Source organism: Streptomyces sp. NPDC107522 (assembly GCF_055657525.1).
This window is the reverse complement of the sequence record NZ_JBVKAU010000007.1, coordinates 400135-415251: the sequence shown is the minus strand read 5'-3', so window position 1 is coordinate 415251 and position 15117 is coordinate 400135. Positions and strand designations below refer to the sequence as shown.

Annotated in this window: 13 protein-coding genes; 5 read left to right on the top strand and 8 right to left on the bottom strand. The window is 72.0% G+C overall.

Translation table 11 applies throughout. The features are described 5' to 3' along the window. Positions 1–6: 6 nt before the first annotated feature. From ACZ7L6_RS25120 to ACZ7L6_RS25095, 6 genes are all read right to left on the bottom strand, one after another. Positions 7–843 carry a hypothetical protein gene (locus tag ACZ7L6_RS25120; protein ID WP_471927466.1) on the bottom strand — a complete coding sequence of 279 codons (837 nt, stop codon included), beginning with the start codon at positions 841–843 and terminating at the stop codon, positions 7–9. 128 nt (positions 844–971) lie between these two features. After that, positions 972–1961: a malate dehydrogenase gene (locus ACZ7L6_RS25115; protein ID WP_471927464.1), complete on the bottom strand. Its 990-nt coding sequence runs from the start codon at positions 1959–1961 to the stop codon at positions 972–974. 985 nt (positions 1962–2946) lie between these two features. Beyond that, positions 2947–4266, bottom strand: a complete 1320-nt coding sequence (locus ACZ7L6_RS25110) for a helix-turn-helix domain-containing protein (RefSeq protein WP_471927462.1) — start codon at positions 4264–4266, stop codon at positions 2947–2949. 440 nt (positions 4267–4706) lie between these two features. Then, positions 4707–5213, bottom strand: coding sequence for a helix-turn-helix domain-containing protein (locus ACZ7L6_RS25105; protein WP_471927460.1), 507 nt, complete (start codon positions 5211–5213; stop codon positions 4707–4709). 263 nt (positions 5214–5476) lie between these two features. Further along, on the bottom strand, positions 5477–5971 hold the full coding sequence (locus tag ACZ7L6_RS25100; RefSeq protein ID WP_471927458.1) for a DUF3017 domain-containing protein: 495 nt from the start codon (positions 5969–5971) through the stop codon (positions 5477–5479). Further along, complete coding sequence (locus tag ACZ7L6_RS25095; RefSeq protein ID WP_471927456.1) at positions 5961–6815, bottom strand: bifunctional methylenetetrahydrofolate dehydrogenase/methenyltetrahydrofolate cyclohydrolase; 855 nt, start codon at positions 6813–6815, stop codon at positions 5961–5963. Before ACZ7L6_RS25095 ends, ACZ7L6_RS25100 begins: the two co-directional genes overlap by 11 nt. Before the next feature lie 289 nt (positions 6816–7104). On the opposite strand from ACZ7L6_RS25095, the gene ACZ7L6_RS25090 reads away from it, so the two are divergent. From ACZ7L6_RS25090 to ACZ7L6_RS25070, 5 genes are all read left to right on the top strand, one after another. Then, positions 7105–7737, top strand: a complete 633-nt coding sequence (locus ACZ7L6_RS25090; protein WP_471927454.1) for a hypothetical protein — start codon at positions 7105–7107, stop codon at positions 7735–7737. A gap of 135 nt (positions 7738–7872) precedes the next feature. Then, positions 7873–8637: an FHA domain-containing protein gene (locus ACZ7L6_RS25085; RefSeq protein ID WP_471927452.1), complete on the top strand. Its 765-nt coding sequence runs from the start codon at positions 7873–7875 to the stop codon at positions 8635–8637. Continuing rightward, positions 8634–10214, top strand: coding sequence for a protein kinase domain-containing protein (locus ACZ7L6_RS25080; protein WP_471927450.1), 1581 nt, complete (start codon positions 8634–8636; stop codon positions 10212–10214). Before ACZ7L6_RS25085 ends, ACZ7L6_RS25080 begins: the two co-directional genes overlap by 4 nt. A gap of 92 nt (positions 10215–10306) precedes the next feature. Beyond that, a complete protein-coding gene (locus ACZ7L6_RS25075) occupies positions 10307–10693 on the top strand; it encodes a hypothetical protein (RefSeq protein WP_244181711.1) in 387 nt (128 codons plus the stop codon). Positions 10694–10837: 144 nt separating this feature from the next. Continuing rightward, positions 10838–12616 carry a protein kinase domain-containing protein gene (locus tag ACZ7L6_RS25070; RefSeq protein WP_471927448.1) on the top strand — a complete coding sequence of 593 codons (1779 nt, stop codon included), beginning with the start codon at positions 10838–10840 and terminating at the stop codon, positions 12614–12616. A gap of 30 nt (positions 12617–12646) precedes the next feature. On the opposite strand, the gene purH is transcribed toward ACZ7L6_RS25070, so the two are convergent. Next, positions 12647–14218 carry a bifunctional phosphoribosylaminoimidazolecarboxamide formyltransferase/IMP cyclohydrolase gene (gene purH / locus ACZ7L6_RS25065; RefSeq protein ID WP_471927446.1) on the bottom strand — a complete coding sequence of 524 codons (1572 nt, stop codon included), beginning with the start codon at positions 14216–14218 and terminating at the stop codon, positions 12647–12649. After that, a complete protein-coding gene (gene purN / locus ACZ7L6_RS25060; RefSeq protein WP_471927444.1) occupies positions 14215–14853 on the bottom strand; it encodes a phosphoribosylglycinamide formyltransferase in 639 nt (212 codons plus the stop codon). Before purN ends, purH begins: the two co-directional genes overlap by 4 nt. Between the last annotated feature and the right edge of the window lie 264 nt (positions 14854–15117).

The window sequence follows — 15117 nt, the reverse complement described above, 5'->3', positions numbered from 1 at the left end:
GCGCCCTCAGGGGCACGAACCGCCCTGCGGGCAGAAGGAGTCGAGCGCCATGTCGAGCGGCGCGCGGACCAGGTCCGGGTCCAGGTCCTCCGGGCCGCTGGAGCGGATCGCGAAGAGCGTGCCGTCGGCGGCCTCGAAGCGGTGGTCGACGACCTGGCGCGGGCCCTTGTCCTCGTCGACGTAGCGGTACGTGAGCTCGGACCAGGTGGCGGACGAGGCCCGGTCCAGGGCCTGGTAGCCGGGCTGGTGCGCGAAGCCGTAGCCGGGGTCGTTCTCGGCGAGGCCCAGGGACTCGGCCGGGGTGTCCTCCGCGAGGGCGAAGATCTGCAGGCCGCGGCCGTCGTCCGGGGAGTCGTAGTGGACCACCGGGGCCTTCTCCCCCTCCTTCTGGCTGCGGAGCCAGCCCTCGGGGACGTGGAGGGTGTAGCCGACGGGGTCCTGGGCGCGGCGGTAGCCCACGGACGGCGAGGGTGTCGCGGAGGGAGAGGTCAGGGTGGATGCCGACGGGGTGGTGACGGCGACGCTCGGCACCGGGGTCGCCGCCCCGGTGGCGGTGGAGTCGTCGCGGATCAGGTACCAGACGCCGGTGCCGACGCCTGCGCCGAAGACGGCCGCGGCGGCCAGGACGAGCAGGAGGCGGCGGGCGCGGGGAGGCGCGGGCGAGGGCGGGGTGGGGGTGAGAACGGGAACGGGGACCGACGGGTGCGGGGGCGTCCAGAAGGTCTGCGTCCGGGCCGAGGCCCACGCGGGCGGGGTGACCGGCTCCTGTTCGGGCTCCCCCGCGGCCCAGGCGGCCTGGCCTCTCTCCTCGCTCGGCTCGTGTTTGCCGTCCCACCCGCTCATGGCAAGTCCCCCGAATCACCTGATGGTTACCACTTCCGACGCTAGCGGCGAAAACGGCCGCGGGCCCCGTCCCGGAAGAAACCGGAACGGGGCCCGCGCAAGTTCGTGACAGAACTCGGATACCGGACTCAGATGAGACCGAGGGAGCGAACGGCCTCGCGCTCCTCCTCGAGCTCCTTGACGGAGGCGTCGATACGGGCGCGGGAGAACTCGTTGATCTCCAGGCCCTGGACGATCTCGTACTTGCCGTCCTTGGTGGTGACGGGGAAGGAGGAGATAAGGCCCTCGGGAACGCCGTAGGACCCGTCGGACGGGATACCCATGGAGACCCAGTCGCCGTCGGCGGTGCCGTTGACCCAGCTGTACACGTGGTCGATGGCGGCGTTGGCGGCGGAGGCCGCGGAGGAGGCGCCACGGGCCTCGATGATCGCCGCGCCGCGCTTGGCGACGGTCGGGATGAAGTCCTCGGCCAGCCACTTCTCGTCGTTGACGACCTCGGCGGCGTTCTTGCCGGCGACGGTGGCGTGGAAGATGTCCGGGTACTGGGTGGCGGAGTGGTTGCCCCAGATGGTGAGCCGCTTGATGTCGGAGACGGTCGAGCCCGTCTTCTTCGCGAGCTGGGTCAGCGCGCGGTTGTGGTCGAGGCGGGTCATCGCGGTGAAGCGCTCGGCCGGTACGTCGGGCGCGGCGGCCTGCGCGATGAGGGCGTTGGTGTTGGCCGGGTTGCCGACGACGAGGACCTTGATGTCGTCCGCGGCGTGGGCGTTGATGGCCTGGCCCTGCGGCTTGAAGATGCCGCCGTTGGCCTCGAGGAGGTCGCCGCGCTCCATGCCCTTGGTGCGGGGGCGGGCGCCGACGAGGAGGGCGACGTTGGCGCCGTCGAAGGCGACGTTCGGGTCGTCGGTGATGTCGATGCCCTGGAGGAGCGGGAACGCGCAGTCGTCGAGCTCCATGGCGGTGCCCTCGGCGGCCTTGAGGGCCGGGGTGATCTCGAGCAGACGCAGCTTGACCGGAACATCCGCGCCCAGCAGCTGGCCGGAGGCGATGCGGAAGAGCAGGGCGTAGCCGATCTGGCCGGCCGCGCCGGTGACGGTGACGTTCACGGGAGTGCGGGTCATGGCGTTCTCCGTATGACAGCTGGCGATGGGGCGTCCCTGCCCCGGGGTGCGGGACGAGATGATCGATCTCTTGGCGTCAAGAGATCCACCCGTCAGGCTATCGCGCATCCGGGATCTCGCACGGCCGGGTCCGTGTGGCCCGTCCCACAGAAAGACGATCACTGGGGTCAAAGGGGCGCGGGCGCGTGGCCAAAGGGGGCGGGCGCATGGCCAAAGGGGGGCCGGGCGCGTTGCAAGAGGGGGGCAGGCGCGTTGCAAAAAAAGGGGGGGCGGCCGCCCTGTCCGGGAGAGGGGGACTTGGGCGGCCGCCGGGTGGGGGTACCGATTGCCGGACTCCCGTGGGGGTACGGTGCGCGTGCCCACTTTGCCGCCGCCCATTCCTGCCCGACCGAATTCTTTTTTCCGCCCCCGCCGCCCCTACCCGTCCCATCCTCCAGGGGCTCCGCCCCTTCGACCCCGGTCCTGGGGCTGCCGCCCCCAGACCCCCGCTTCGGCCCTGAAAGGGTCTCGTCCTCAAACGCCGGACGGGCTGGATGATGCAGTCCGGCGCTGGGAAGTGAGCGCCGGTCCTGTGCGGCAGACCCCCCTGCGGGTGGGTGGGGGTTCGGGATGGTGCGGCCTTGTCCTCGAACGACGGACGGGCTGAAAGTTGCCAGCCTGCGCTGCGTGGGGTCAGGGATGACTGTGCTCGTCCTCGAACGCCCGACGCTCTGGCCACAACTGGCCGACGTCGAGGGCAGGGACGGTTGACTCGGGACTCGGGCGCCGGGTGCGCTGAAGGAGGCGGTCCGGCAGCGCCCCGACAGGGGCGCGGGGAACTGCGCGACCAGCCCATGACGGCCGTTGGTCGCACAGTCGGCGTCAAGCCGCCGCGGCGGGTGCAAAGCATCGGCGGGGCCTGGGCCGGAGCCCCAGGGCTTTTCGAGCCCAGCCTCTCGAGGGACCGAGACGGGTGGGCGGGTGGGCAACCCCCTCCCGCCGCCCCCTACGGCGTACACCCCTCCTGCCCCGCCGCCAGCGTCGCGCAAGCCGTCGCCTCGCCCGCGTCCTTCACGGCCACCATCGGCGTGTAGGCGATCGTGTCCCCGGCGACAGTGATCGTCCCGGTCTGCTTCGTCTTGCCGACCGACACGACCACCTCGTCCCCCTGCGTGGCCCCCGTGATCCGCCCCCACGCCGCGCCGCACGTCTCGCTGTAGCGCACCTCGACCACGGCCGTGCCGACGGTCGCGGTCTTGGCGGTGGTCACCAGGTCCCCGCTGCAGCCCATGCTCTCCGCGTCCTTGCCGGTGCAGGAGTCACCGCTGCACTTCACCCCGGCCGGCAGATCGGCGTCGGTGGTCGCGGACGGCGAGGGCGACTTGGCGGCGTCCTCGCCCTTCTTCCCGCTGCCGCCGTCGGTGAGGTAGAACACCGCCGCGATCACGACCAGCACACCGACGACGCCCGCGAGGAACATCGTCAGCCGCCGCTTGCCACCGCCACCGCCACCGGAGGACCGGCGTCCGGGACGCGGCCCCTGCGGAGGCTCTCCGTACGGATTGGGCGCCCCGGGAGACCACCCGGAGGCCACGCCGGACGCGCCGGACGCGGACGCTCCCGACACCTCGGGCGCCCCGGACGCCGCCGAGGGCGCCGCCCCCGACCTCGCGGTACGACCACCCGACGGCGACGGACCCCGATAGCCCGCGACCCCCCACGAGTTGCCCCCGGAACTCCCCGAGGAACCGCCCTCCCGGACGTCACTCCCCGCCGAACCCCGCGCCGCGGAGTCCCGCACCACGGAGTCCTGCACCGAGGAATCCCGAACCGCCGAGTCCCGCACCTCCGGCGCCGTAGGCTGCACCGGCACGGCAGGCGGCACCGTCGGGGCCACGCCCGCCGGCCCGGCCACGCCAGGCGTCGGCGCCGCCGTCGCGCTGCCGCTTCTGCGCGCGGTCCTGCCCGCCTTCCCGCTCCCCTTGGCGTTCGCCGGCGGCGCCCCGAACTCGCTCAGCGCGGCCCGCGCCTGGGAGATGCGGATGGCCTCCATGGTCATGTCGTGGCGCATCTCCGAACGGCTCCACGCCCGTTCGGCGAGCTCCCACATCGTCGTCAGGTGGATCGGATTGGTCCCGGTGACCTCCGCGAGCGCCACGATCGCGCCCTTGGGTGCGAGCAGCCGCCCGTTCAGATACCGCTCCCAGGACGTCTTGCTGTATCCCGTGCGGTCGGCCAGCGCCGCGATGCTCAGACCGCTGCGGTCCACGAGCCGCCGCAGCTGGCTCGCGAACTCCCTGACCTGCGGATCCAGTTCATCCGGCAAGGCCCTCCAACGAGGCATTGCTTCCCCCCTCTTCCCCCCGGTTCGTGCTGGTGTTTCTCGCGTTCCCCCGCGCGTGGTGCCCTCTGCCGAGTCCCCGTTCTGGCTACCCACAGGGATGCGCCCAGTAAGGATCTCAGTTCCCGGGGTGGGGGCGCACGGGAGCGTCGGGACCGTGGGCATGCACCGTCGCACGCCCACCGAGTCGCGTCCAGTGTTCCACCGGCTCCCCTCGCCGGCCGACGCAACCCTGGCAGTAAGCCCTTACAGAACACACGGGACGCCCCGGACCGTCCCGATCGACCACGCTAGCCCGCTTGTTGGACGACTTCCTTGCAAATCCGCGAACTTGTCAACACATCGACACACAGAACGCACATAAGCGATTACCTGCGTCACGGGCGATCTATCCGGGCAAGTCCGGCACGGCAGTCTCGCCTGGCTCACCCCAGCGCGACAGTCCCGATCAGTCCCGTCAGCACCAGCACCACGACCAGCGCGACCGCGACCACCAGCAACCGGCGCGACGGCGCCTCCGGCTCCTGCGGCGGCGCGTCCCACCAGGGGAGGGTGGGATCGTCCTCGTACTCCTCGTGCTCCTCGCGTGCCTCGTGAGCGCCCCGGCTCTCGCCGGTACCGTCCGGGTTCACCGGCGCCTGCGCCGACGCCGCCGGCTTCGGCCATGCCTGCACCGCCAGTTCCCATCGCACCCCGAAGCGCTCCGCCTCCTCCTTCCCGACCCCGGCGACCCGGCACAGCGCGACGACCGCCTGCCGGGGCGGGGGCTGGGTGGCGTTGAGGTAACGCTGCCAGGAGGACTTGCTGTACGCCGTGCGCGCGCCCAGCGCGACCAGGCTCAGGCCCGTGCGGTCCTTGAGCTGCCGCAACTGCTCCACGAAGTGCCGCACCTCCGGCGGCAGATCGTCGGGCAGCGGCTGCCAGGCACCCATCGCTCACCTCCGAACCAGATCCGATCAGGTGACGACACGGGACCGCTCATCGGTTCCCGACGGAGGTTGTCGAGGGAGGTTCCCGAGGGGCCCGACGGAGGTTCTCGACCGCCCCGGCGGACCCACGTAGCGGAACGGTCACCTCCGTGCCACAGCGCGCTGACAGGCGTTGAACAGCTCCTTCACCGTGCCCGAGGGTTGACGCAGACGGCGGCCCGTCCTTCCTCGGGGGAGAGGACGGGCCGCCGTTTTCGATCAGGGCGTCAGCTGTCCACGGTGAAGTGCAGCGCGTCCTTCAGGAACGGGATCTTCAGCAGCGGATCCGGCTGCGCCATCAGCGCCAGCAGCACGATCACGAGGCCCAGCACGCCGTACGTCACTATGTCCGTGAAGCGCGACCGTACGGCGAGCATCCCGACGCTGGGCAGGAGCCACCGCAGCGCCGCGCCGGCCAGCAGGGCGCCGCCGATCACCAGCGTGCCGGCGCGGAAGACGTCGAGCGCGGTGATCAGCAGGCCGATGCCGACCAGGCCGAGGACGAGGAGGACGGGCCACTGCCGGGCGGGCGCGGGCGCGTCACCGCCCGCGGCCCGGCCGCCGCCCTCGGGGCGGGCGGTGTCCCGTGTGAACAGCGGGAAGCGGCGGGTGGTGCGCCGGGGCCTGCCCTCCGCGTCCGGCGCGCTCACCGGGTCGCGGACCTCGATCTCCTCCGCCTCGGCAGTGTTCTCCGCCCTGCCGGCGGCCTTCTCAGCCGACACTGCGCTCCGCCGCCTCGACCACGTTGACCAGCAGCTGCGCCCGGGTCATCGGACCCACGCCACCGGGGTTCGGGGAGATCCAGCCGGCCACCTCGGCGACACCGGGGTGGACGTCGCCCACGATCTTGCCCTCGGCGCCGCGCGAGACACCGACGTCGAGGACGGCCGCGCCCGGCTTCACGTCCTCGGGGCGGATCAGATGGGCGGAGCCCGCGGCCGCGACGATGATGTCCGCGCGCCGCAGGTGCGCCGACAGGTCGCGCGTCCCGGTGTGGCACTGGGTCACGGTCGCGTTCTCACTGCGCCGGGTCAGCAGCAGCGGCATCGGGCGGCCGATGGTGACACCGCGGCCGACGACCACGACCTCGGCGCCCTTGATCTCGACGCCGTACCGGCGCAGGAGGGTGAGGACGCCGTTCGGGGTGCAGGGCAGCGGGGCGGGCTCGTTGAGCACCAGACGGCCGAGGTTCATGGGGTGCAGTCCGTCGGCGTCCTTGTCCGGGTCCATGAGCTCCAGGATCCGGTTCTCGTCGATGCCCTTGGGCAGCGGGAGCTGGACGATGTAGCCGGTGCAGGCCGGGTCCTCGTTCAGTTCGCGGACGACCGCCTCGATCTCCTCCTGGGTCGCCGTGCCGGGCAGTTCGCGCTGGATGGAGGCGATGCCGACCTGGGCGCAGTCGCGGTGCTTGCCGGCGACGTACTTCTGGCTGCCGGGGTCGTCCCCGACGAGGATGGTGCCGAGGCCGGGCGTGACGCCCTTCTCCTTCAGCGCCGCCACGCGGGCGGTCAGATCGGACTTGATCGCGGCTGCGGTGGCCTTGCCATCGAGAATCTGGGCGGTCATGGCTCCCATCCTCCCGGATGACGCCCTCCGGGTTCCAATCCGGGTCTCCTGCGGCCCTCGGCGGCGCCTGCCGTGACCTCGGCCGCCGTATCTCCCCCCGTATCCCCTCATGATCAGCGATGTTGCACTTGCACAACACATAGGGAATGCGGCTGGACAAGTAAGAGCAGACTAAAGAACGATGTGACGGCAGTGCCGCGGGCAGTACCGGGGGGACAAACCGCATAGAAGACCTTCCTCCGAACCGTGCCGCGCGTCCCCGCACTCGGACAACGGAGGAAAGACCGCCATGAGTTTCGGCGACCCGAACAACCCTTACGGCCCGCCGCCCCAGGCGCCCCAGGGCCAGCCCGGCTACCCGCCGCAGCCGCCCCAGGGCCAGCCCCAGCCCGGCTACGGCTACCCGCAGGGCGCTCCCCAGCAGCCGCCCGCCTACGGCTACCCGCAGGGCCAGCCGGCCTACCCCGGCTACCCGGGCGGCAACATGATGCCGATGGAGATGCCGGGCCTGATGAAGACCGCGCGTGTCTTCCTCTTCATCCTCGCCGGCTTCGACATCCTGTTCGGCCTCATCGCCGGCATCGCCGTCGGCGCCATGCAGGACGTGTCCAACGGCGTCGGCTCGGGTGACTCCACCGACGCCCTGGCCGGTCTCGGCTTCCTGATGGCGGCCCTCCTGGTGGGCATGGGCGCGCTGTCCATCTTCCTGGGCGTCAAGTTCAAGAACGGCGGCAGCGGCATCCGCATCACGACGATCGTGTACGCGTCGCTGATGATCCTCGGCAGCATCTACAACATCGTGGCCGGAGGGACCGGTTCCGCCACCTTCGGTGGGCTGATCTCCCTCGCCATCGCCGGCATCATCCTCGCCTCGATGGTCAACAGCCAGGCGTCCGCCTGGTTCAACCGCCCGCGCTACTGAGGAACGCCCCCAGCGGGGGCTCAGTTCGCGCCAAATAGCAGCCGAGGGCCGTGTCTCACCCGTACGAGGGGGACACGGCCCCGCTGCGTCGCCCTACTCTGACCTGGGTAGCCGTCAGGCACGGGGAGACGCACCTTGTACAGCATCATCGTGGTACCTCCGCCGACCACGGAGGACGAGAACCGGCCCACCCAGATCCGGCTGGCGCCCGGCGAGCGGCTCGGCTTCGGGCGTTCCGTTTCCGACAACGGCCTCGCGATCGCGCACGAGGGGGTCTCCCGCAGAGCGGGTGAGATCACCGCGCAGGGCGCCTTCTGGATACTGAGCAACCTCAGCCGGGAACAGACGTACGTCGTGGAGAACCCGGAGGGCGCGGGCGAGCACATCAAGGTCGGGCCGGGGCGGCTGGACGCGCCGATCCCCTTCGAGTTCTCGCGGATCGTGCTGCCGGCGGCCGGTGATCTGCTGCCGATCGAGGTGTGGGCGCCGCGCCACGACTACCTCACCGCCGAGGGCGGACTGGACGGTGCCACCACCGCGCCCGCCTTCTCGGTCGACCGTACGAAGCGCTACTTCGCGGTCCTGGCCGCCCTGTGCGAACCCCGCCTGCGCGGCGAGCCGCACGCCCCGCTGCCCACGGTCGACCAGGTCGTGGACCGCCTGCGCCCTACCTGGCCCGCCGCCTCGCGCACGTCCGTGCAGTGGAACATCGACTACCTCGCCGTGAAGCTGCGCCTGAAACCCGGCCCGGAGACAGCCGACACGGGACCGCGGCTCAACGGCAAGAAGGAGTCCCTGGTCTCGCTGGCCCTGCGCTTCGATCTCGTACGGGAGGACGATCTCGTCGTGCTGAGCGAGCCGTCTCCCTCCGCCCCGGCGTCCGGCCGGCCGGCCCGGTGACCGAGCCGTACGCCGTGCCGGTGCCGAAGGGGTACCGGGTGGGCGGGTGGGAGGTGCGGGAGCCGATCGCCACGGGGGCGTTCGGGAGTGTGTACGAGGGGAGGCGTACGGACGGCTCGCAGGACCTGCCGCGTACGGCGGCCCTGAAGTTCCTGCCCACCGGCACCGGCACCCCCCGCCAACTCACCCACCTGCGCGAACTCGTCGACCGCGAGGTCGAGTTGCACCGCAGGCTGAAGCAGCCGCGGCTGATCCGGATGTACGGCACCCTCACCGTCGACGACCCGGCGAGCCCCGCCCTCGACGGCGCCACCGTCCTCGTACTGGAGAAGGCGGAGGGCTCCCTGTCCGCGCTGCTCGCCGCCCAGCCCCGGCCCGCCGCCGGTCCCGCCCTGCTCGCGCAGATCTGTGAGGGGCTGGCGCAGCTGCACCACGCCGGCTGGGTGCACGGGGATCTGAAACCGGCCAACGTGCTGCTGATGCGGGACGGTTCGGCCCGGCTCGCCGACTTCAACATGGCGGCGGAGCTGGAGGGCACGCACGCGTACACGCCCGCCTTCTCGACGCCCGACTACACGCCGCCGGAGCTGCTCTGGTCGGAGATCGGTGAGCGGGGCCGCCGTATCCGCCCCTCGGCGGACGTCTGGGCCTTCGGTGTGCTGGCGCATCTCCTCCTGACCGGTTCCTTCCCGTTGCCCGGCGCCACCCCGACGGCCCGCCGCGACGCGGCCGCCGCCTACGCCCGCGGCACCGACGACCTGCGGCTGTCGCCCGAACTCCCGGACGCCTGGCGGGAGATCGTGCGGGACTGTCTGACCCGTACGCACGCCGACCGGATCGGCACCCAGGAGCTGCTGCGCCGCGTGGAGGCCGCGGCCGGCACCGCCCGCTCGCCGCGCCTGCCGCGGGCCCTCCTCCCGCGCCGCCGCTCCGGCCGTACGACGACGCTGGCCGCCGCGACCGCCGTGGTGGCGGTGGCGGCGCTCGGCTACGGCGTCAGCGCCTGGGTGGACAACGGCACGGACGGAAGCGCGGGCGCGCCCTCGTCCGCCGGGACCACGAAGGTCACGGCCGCCACCTACGGCGCCTCCGAACTCCGTACCGACAAGGGCGTCCCGGTGGCCTACCGCAGGCTGATCGTCGACGCCGCCCACGACTGCGTGCGGCCGGAGGTCACCCCGGCGTTGATCGCGGCCCTGCTGAAGGCGGAGAGCAACTTCGACCCCGACCTCACCGACCCGTCCGTGGGCGAGGAGGGCGAGTACGGCATCGCGCGCTGGACGCCGAGCCTGCTGCGCTGGTGGATCCGCGCGGACGGCGTCCCGGCGGAGGAGACCCCCAAGCCTCCCCTCACGCCGGCCGAGTCCATCCCGGCCGTGGGCCGCTACCTCTGCTACATGGAACCGCTCCTCCATCGGAAGGGCTTGTCCGGCGACCGTCAGGTGCTGCTGGCGGCCGCGTACCGGACGTCGACCAAGGTGGTGAACAACGCGGGCGGGGTTCCCCCGAAGTACCGCGACTACGCCGCCCGCGTCGCCCACTACCTCAAGGAGTACACGCCGCCCGGCAAGAAGTGACCCTGAGAGGTCCGAGGTACCGCGCGGGGGGCGTCGGCGTCACCGTGGTCGTGTCCACCAACGGGGGTGGCAAGACCGGAAGGACACCGACCATGAAGCGCATGCTCGCCTCGCTGGGTGCGGCGGCCGTACTCGCCACGGGGGCGGTCGCCCTCACGCCGACGGGCGCGTCCGCGGCACCGAACGGCTGCTGGGGCAGCGGGCCGAACAACTCCCGCTACTGCCACAACTACCAGGGCGGCAACGTGATGTTCAACGGCAACGTCGCGGGCTGGCTGAACGCGGGCGACAACTGGTTCGTCTGCCAGAAGAAGTTCCCGGGCCAGGAGAACCCGCCGGTCGGCGACGCCCGCAACGACTGGTGGCTGTGGACCCAGGCCGACACCAACGTCAGCAACGGCGGCTGGGGCTGGTTCCCCGCCAACAAGGTGTCCGGCGGCGTGAACTACGGGGCGATCCCGGGTCTGCGCACCTGCTGACCGACGCCGCTGACACGGGCGCGGCCTCCGGTCCCCTCGGGGGAGGGCCGGAGGCCGCACCCACGTTCGCCCGGGGCGGTAGCCTCTTGCGCAACTGGCGTGACACGAGCGCACGTTGTGAGAAGGCAGCACACCGGGGGACCCATGTCAGACCAACAGCCGACGCCGCCGGACGTTCCGGCGTCCGGGGACGCCGCACTGCGGCAGGCAGGGGCGAGCCCGTTGCGGTCCACGGACCCGGCGCGGATCGGCCCCTACGTGCCCCTCGGGCTGCTCGGCAGCGGCGGCATGGGCCACGTCTACCTCGCACGCCCCGCCGACAACGCCCCCGGCCTCGCCGCCGTCAAGGTGATCCGCCCGGAGTACGCCGAGGACCCCCGGTTCCGGCGGCGTTTCGAGCGGGAGGCGGCCGTGCACGCCCAGGTGCACACGCCGCGCACGCCGGGCCTGCTCGGCACCGGGTTCGACGACTCGCTGCTGTGGATGGCGACGCAGTACCTGCCCGGCCTCAACCTCGCCGACGCCGTCCGCGAGTGCGGCACGCTCGGGGCGGCCGGGGTGTGGCGGCTGGTGGCGGAGCTCGGGCAGGCCCTGTCGGCGCTGGCCGCCGCCGGTGTCGTACACCGGGATCTCAAGCCGTCCAACGTGATCCTGTCCCTGCAGGGTGCGTACGTCATCGACTTCGGCATCGCGCAGCTCGCCGACAGCAGCGCGATCACCTCGACGGGCAGCCGCGTCGGCACGCCCGCCTTCATGGCGCCCGAGTATCTGCGCGAGGGCACCTGCGACACCGCCTCCGACGTCTTCTCGCTCGCCGGGAGCCTGATCTACGCGGCCACCGGGCACGCCCCCTTCGGGGACGGTACGGGCGTCGACGTGATGCACCGGGTCGCGTTCGAGGAGCCCAAGCCGGAGATCATGACCGACCTCTCCGGCGTGGACCCCGCGCTCGCCGCCCTGCTGTCCGCCTGCCTCGCCAAGGACCCCGCCGGGCGCCCCACCCCGCGGCAGCTCCTCGACGCCGCCACGGCCGCCGGTCACGGCCGCGCGGCCTCCTGGCACGAGCCGCTGGACGCCCGGCTGCTCGCCCGACGGCAGGCGTGCGACGTACTGGAACAGGTCTCCGTCCAGGAGACGGTCCAGCTGCGTGCGCCGACGGAGCCCGCGGCGTCCCGCGCCCCCGGCCTCCCCTTCGGGCCTGCTACGCCGCCGATGCCGCCTGCTCAGTACGCCACCCCCGTGCAGACCCCGGTTCCCGAGGGCGGGGGCAGCCGGAGGAAGCGGAAGACGTACCTGGCCGTGGCCGCGGGCCTCGCCGTGTGCGCCGTGGCCGCGGGCGCCTTCTTCCTCACGCGCCCGTCCTTCGACGAGACGGCCTCGGCGGCCCCGACGGCAACCGGCGGCGCCACGGCCGACGACGCGCAGGCCTCTTCCCTCACCAGTTCTTCCGCGTCGCCCTCCGGCGCCAAGGAAAAGGGGAAGGACAAGGCAACGCCGGGTGCGGAGAGGATCGAGGCGTCGAAGAGCCCGAGCGCCTCTGCCGGCGCAGCGGGCGGAACGCAGGCGACTCCCGCCGACGAAACCTCCGCCCCGTCCGACGGCAACGGAAGCGGCAGTGACGGCAGCACCCCGGCCGCCACCCCCACCAAGACGGCCACGACCCCCGCCACTCCGCCCTGGATCTCCCAGTGCACGTACTACTCCGGCACCGAGCTCACCGACTACGGCGACAAGGGCCAACGCGTCGTCCAGGTGCAGTGCATGCTCACCAAGCGCGGCTACAGCGTGGGCAGCGCGGGCGTGGACGGCGAGTTCGGCCGGGACACCGAGTCCGCGGTCAAGCAGTTCCAGGGCGCCAAGGGGCTTGAGGTGGACGGCCAGGTGGGCCCCAACACCTGGGCGGCGCTGCGCAGTTCGACGTAGCGCCGCCAGGGTGTCGTTCCGCCTGCGGAATCAGTGGAAGAAGTGCCGCGTGCCCGTGAAGTACATCGTCACGCCCGCCTTCTTCGCGGCCTCGACCACCAGCTCGTCGCGGACCGAACCGCCGGGCTGGACCACTGCCTTGACGCCGGCCGCGGTGAGGATCTCCAGGCCGTCCGGGAAGGGGAAGAAGGCGTCCGAGGCGGCGTACGAGCCCTGGGCGCGCTCGGCACCGGCGCGCTCCACCGCCAGCTTCGCGGAGTCGACCCGGTTGACCTGCCCCATGCCGACGCCGACCGAGGCACCGTCCTTGGCGAGCAGGATGGCGTTGGACTTGACGGCCCGACAGGCCTTCCAGGCGAAGGCGAGTTCCGCGAGTTCCTCGGCGGACAGCGCCTCGCCCGTGGCGAGGGTCCAGTTGGCGGGGTCGTCGCCGTCGGCCTGGAGGCGGTCGGTGACCTGGAGGAGGACGCCACCGTCGACGGGCTTGACCTCGACGGGGTTGCCGGGGCCCTCGGGGCAGCGCAGGACGCGGATGTTCTTCTTCTTGGTGAGAGCCTCCAGCGCGCCGTCCTCGTAGTCGGGCGCGACGATGACCTCGGTGAAGATCTCGGCGACCTGCTCGGCCATCTCCTTGCTGACCGGCCGGTTGACGGCGATCACACCGCCGAACGCCGACAGCGGGTCACAGGCGTGTGCCTTGCGGTGCGCCTCGGCGACGTCCGCGCCGACCGCGATGCCGCACGGGTTGGCGTGCTTGATGATCGCGACGCAGGGTTCGGCGTGGTCATACGCGGCACGGCGGGCGGCGTCCGTGTCCGTGTAGTTGTTGTACGACATCTCCTTGCCGTGCATCTGCTCGGCCTTGGCGAGGCCGCCGCCACTGCCGTCGACGTAGAGGGCGGCGGGCTGGTGGGGGTTCTCGCCGTACCGGAGGGTGTTCTCGCGCTCCCAGGTGGCGCCGAGGAAGTCGGGGAACTGCGACTCGTCGACGGGGGCGTAGGAGGAGGCGAACCAGCTCGCGACGGCCACGTCGTACGCGGCCGTGTGCTGGAAGGCCTCGGCCGCGAGCCGCTTGCGGGTGGCGAGGTCGAAGCCGCCGTTCTGTACGGCCGCCAGCACGTCGGCGTAACGGGCGGGGCTGGTGACGACGGCGACGGAGGGGTGGTTCTTGGCGGCGGCGCGCACCATCGACGGACCGCCGATGTCGATCTGCTCGACGCACTCGTCGGGAGAGGCGCCGGACGCGACGGTCTCCCGGAACGGGTAGAGGTTGACGACGACGAGGTCGAACGGCTCGACCCCCAGCTCCTGCAGCTGCCGCTGGTGGTCCTCCAGGCGCAGGTCGGCGAGGATGCCCGCGTGCACGCGCGGGTGCAGCGTCTTGACGCGGCCGTCCAGGCACTCGGGGAAGCCGGTGAGCTCCTCGACCTTGGTGACGGGGACGCCCGCGGCGGCGATACGGCCCGCGGTGGACCCGGTGGAGACAAGCTCCACGCCCGCCTCGTGCAGCCCGCGCGCGAGGTCTTCGAGGCCGGTTTTGTCGTAGACGCTGACGAGCGCGCGACGGATGGCCCGCTTGTTGCTCTCGGCGGTGGCGGTCACTGGATAACTACCTTTCGTCCCTCAATGCGATAGCCGTTGCGGGCGAGCCGCCCCACGACCTCGACGAGCAGCCTTCGCTCGACTTCCTTGATGCGCTCGTGCAGAGCGCTCTCGTCGTCCTCGTCCCGGACCTCGACCACGCCCTGAGCGATGATCGGTCCGGTGTCGACGCCGTCGTCGACGAAGTGGACGGTGCAGCCGGTGACCTTGGCGCCGTACGCGAGAGCGTCACGCACGCCGTGGGCGCCGGGAAAACTGGGGAGAAGGGCGGGATGGGTATTGACGAACCGTCCGCCGAACCGGGCCAGGAATTCCTTCCCCACGATCTTCATGAACCCGGCGGAGACGACGAGGTCGGGCTCGTGGGCCGCGACGGCCTCGGCGAGGGCGGCGTCCCATTCCTCCCGGCTGCCGTAGTCCTTGACCTTCCGCACGAAGGTCGGCAGCCCGGCGCGCTCGGCCCGCGCCAGCCCCTCGATGTTCTCCCGGTCGGCGCCGACGGCGACGATCTCGGCGCCGTACGCCTCGGGGCCGACGGCGGCGATCTCGTCGAGGAGCGCCTGCAGATTGGTGCCGGATCCGGAGACCAGCACGACGAGGCGCCTGGGACGCTCGGCCACGGGCTTGGCGGCCACGGTGGGGCCCTTTCTCGGGGGTGCGTTCTTCGTGCGGCCGGCGGGTAGGGACGTCGACGGTCTGCGCCTTGCCCGCAGACGGCCTGTACGTTCATACGAATGCATCGCGCCCCGCGATACGGGGAAGTCTACGAAGCAGCCGACCGTCAGCAACGATACCGGCACACCGGGCGGCCCCCGTGGGACGGGGGCACGGCCGGAAGGTAGCGTCTGCGGGGAGCGGGCTCGGGAACGCGGTCGGTGTGCGGTGCGTTCACGAAGTGA

Coding starts and splice junctions, on each gene's coding strand:
- ACZ7L6_RS25070 (WP_471927448.1), top strand. CDS start 10,838: ATGTCAGACCAACAGCCGACGCCGCCGGACGTTCCGGCGTCCGGGGAC.
- ACZ7L6_RS25105 (WP_471927460.1), bottom strand. CDS start 5,213: ATGGGTGCCTGGCAGCCGCTGCCCGACGATCTGCCGCCGGAGGTGCGG.
- ACZ7L6_RS25120 (WP_471927466.1), bottom strand. CDS start 843: ATGAGCGGGTGGGACGGCAAACACGAGCCGAGCGAGGAGAGAGGCCAG.
- ACZ7L6_RS25075 (WP_244181711.1), top strand. CDS start 10,307: ATGAAGCGCATGCTCGCCTCGCTGGGTGCGGCGGCCGTACTCGCCACG.
- ACZ7L6_RS25095 (WP_471927456.1), bottom strand. CDS start 6,815: ATGACCGCCCAGATTCTCGATGGCAAGGCCACCGCAGCCGCGATCAAG.
- ACZ7L6_RS25115 (WP_471927464.1), bottom strand. CDS start 1,961: ATGACCCGCACTCCCGTGAACGTCACCGTCACCGGCGCGGCCGGCCAG.
- ACZ7L6_RS25090 (WP_471927454.1), top strand. CDS start 7,105: ATGAGTTTCGGCGACCCGAACAACCCTTACGGCCCGCCGCCCCAGGCG.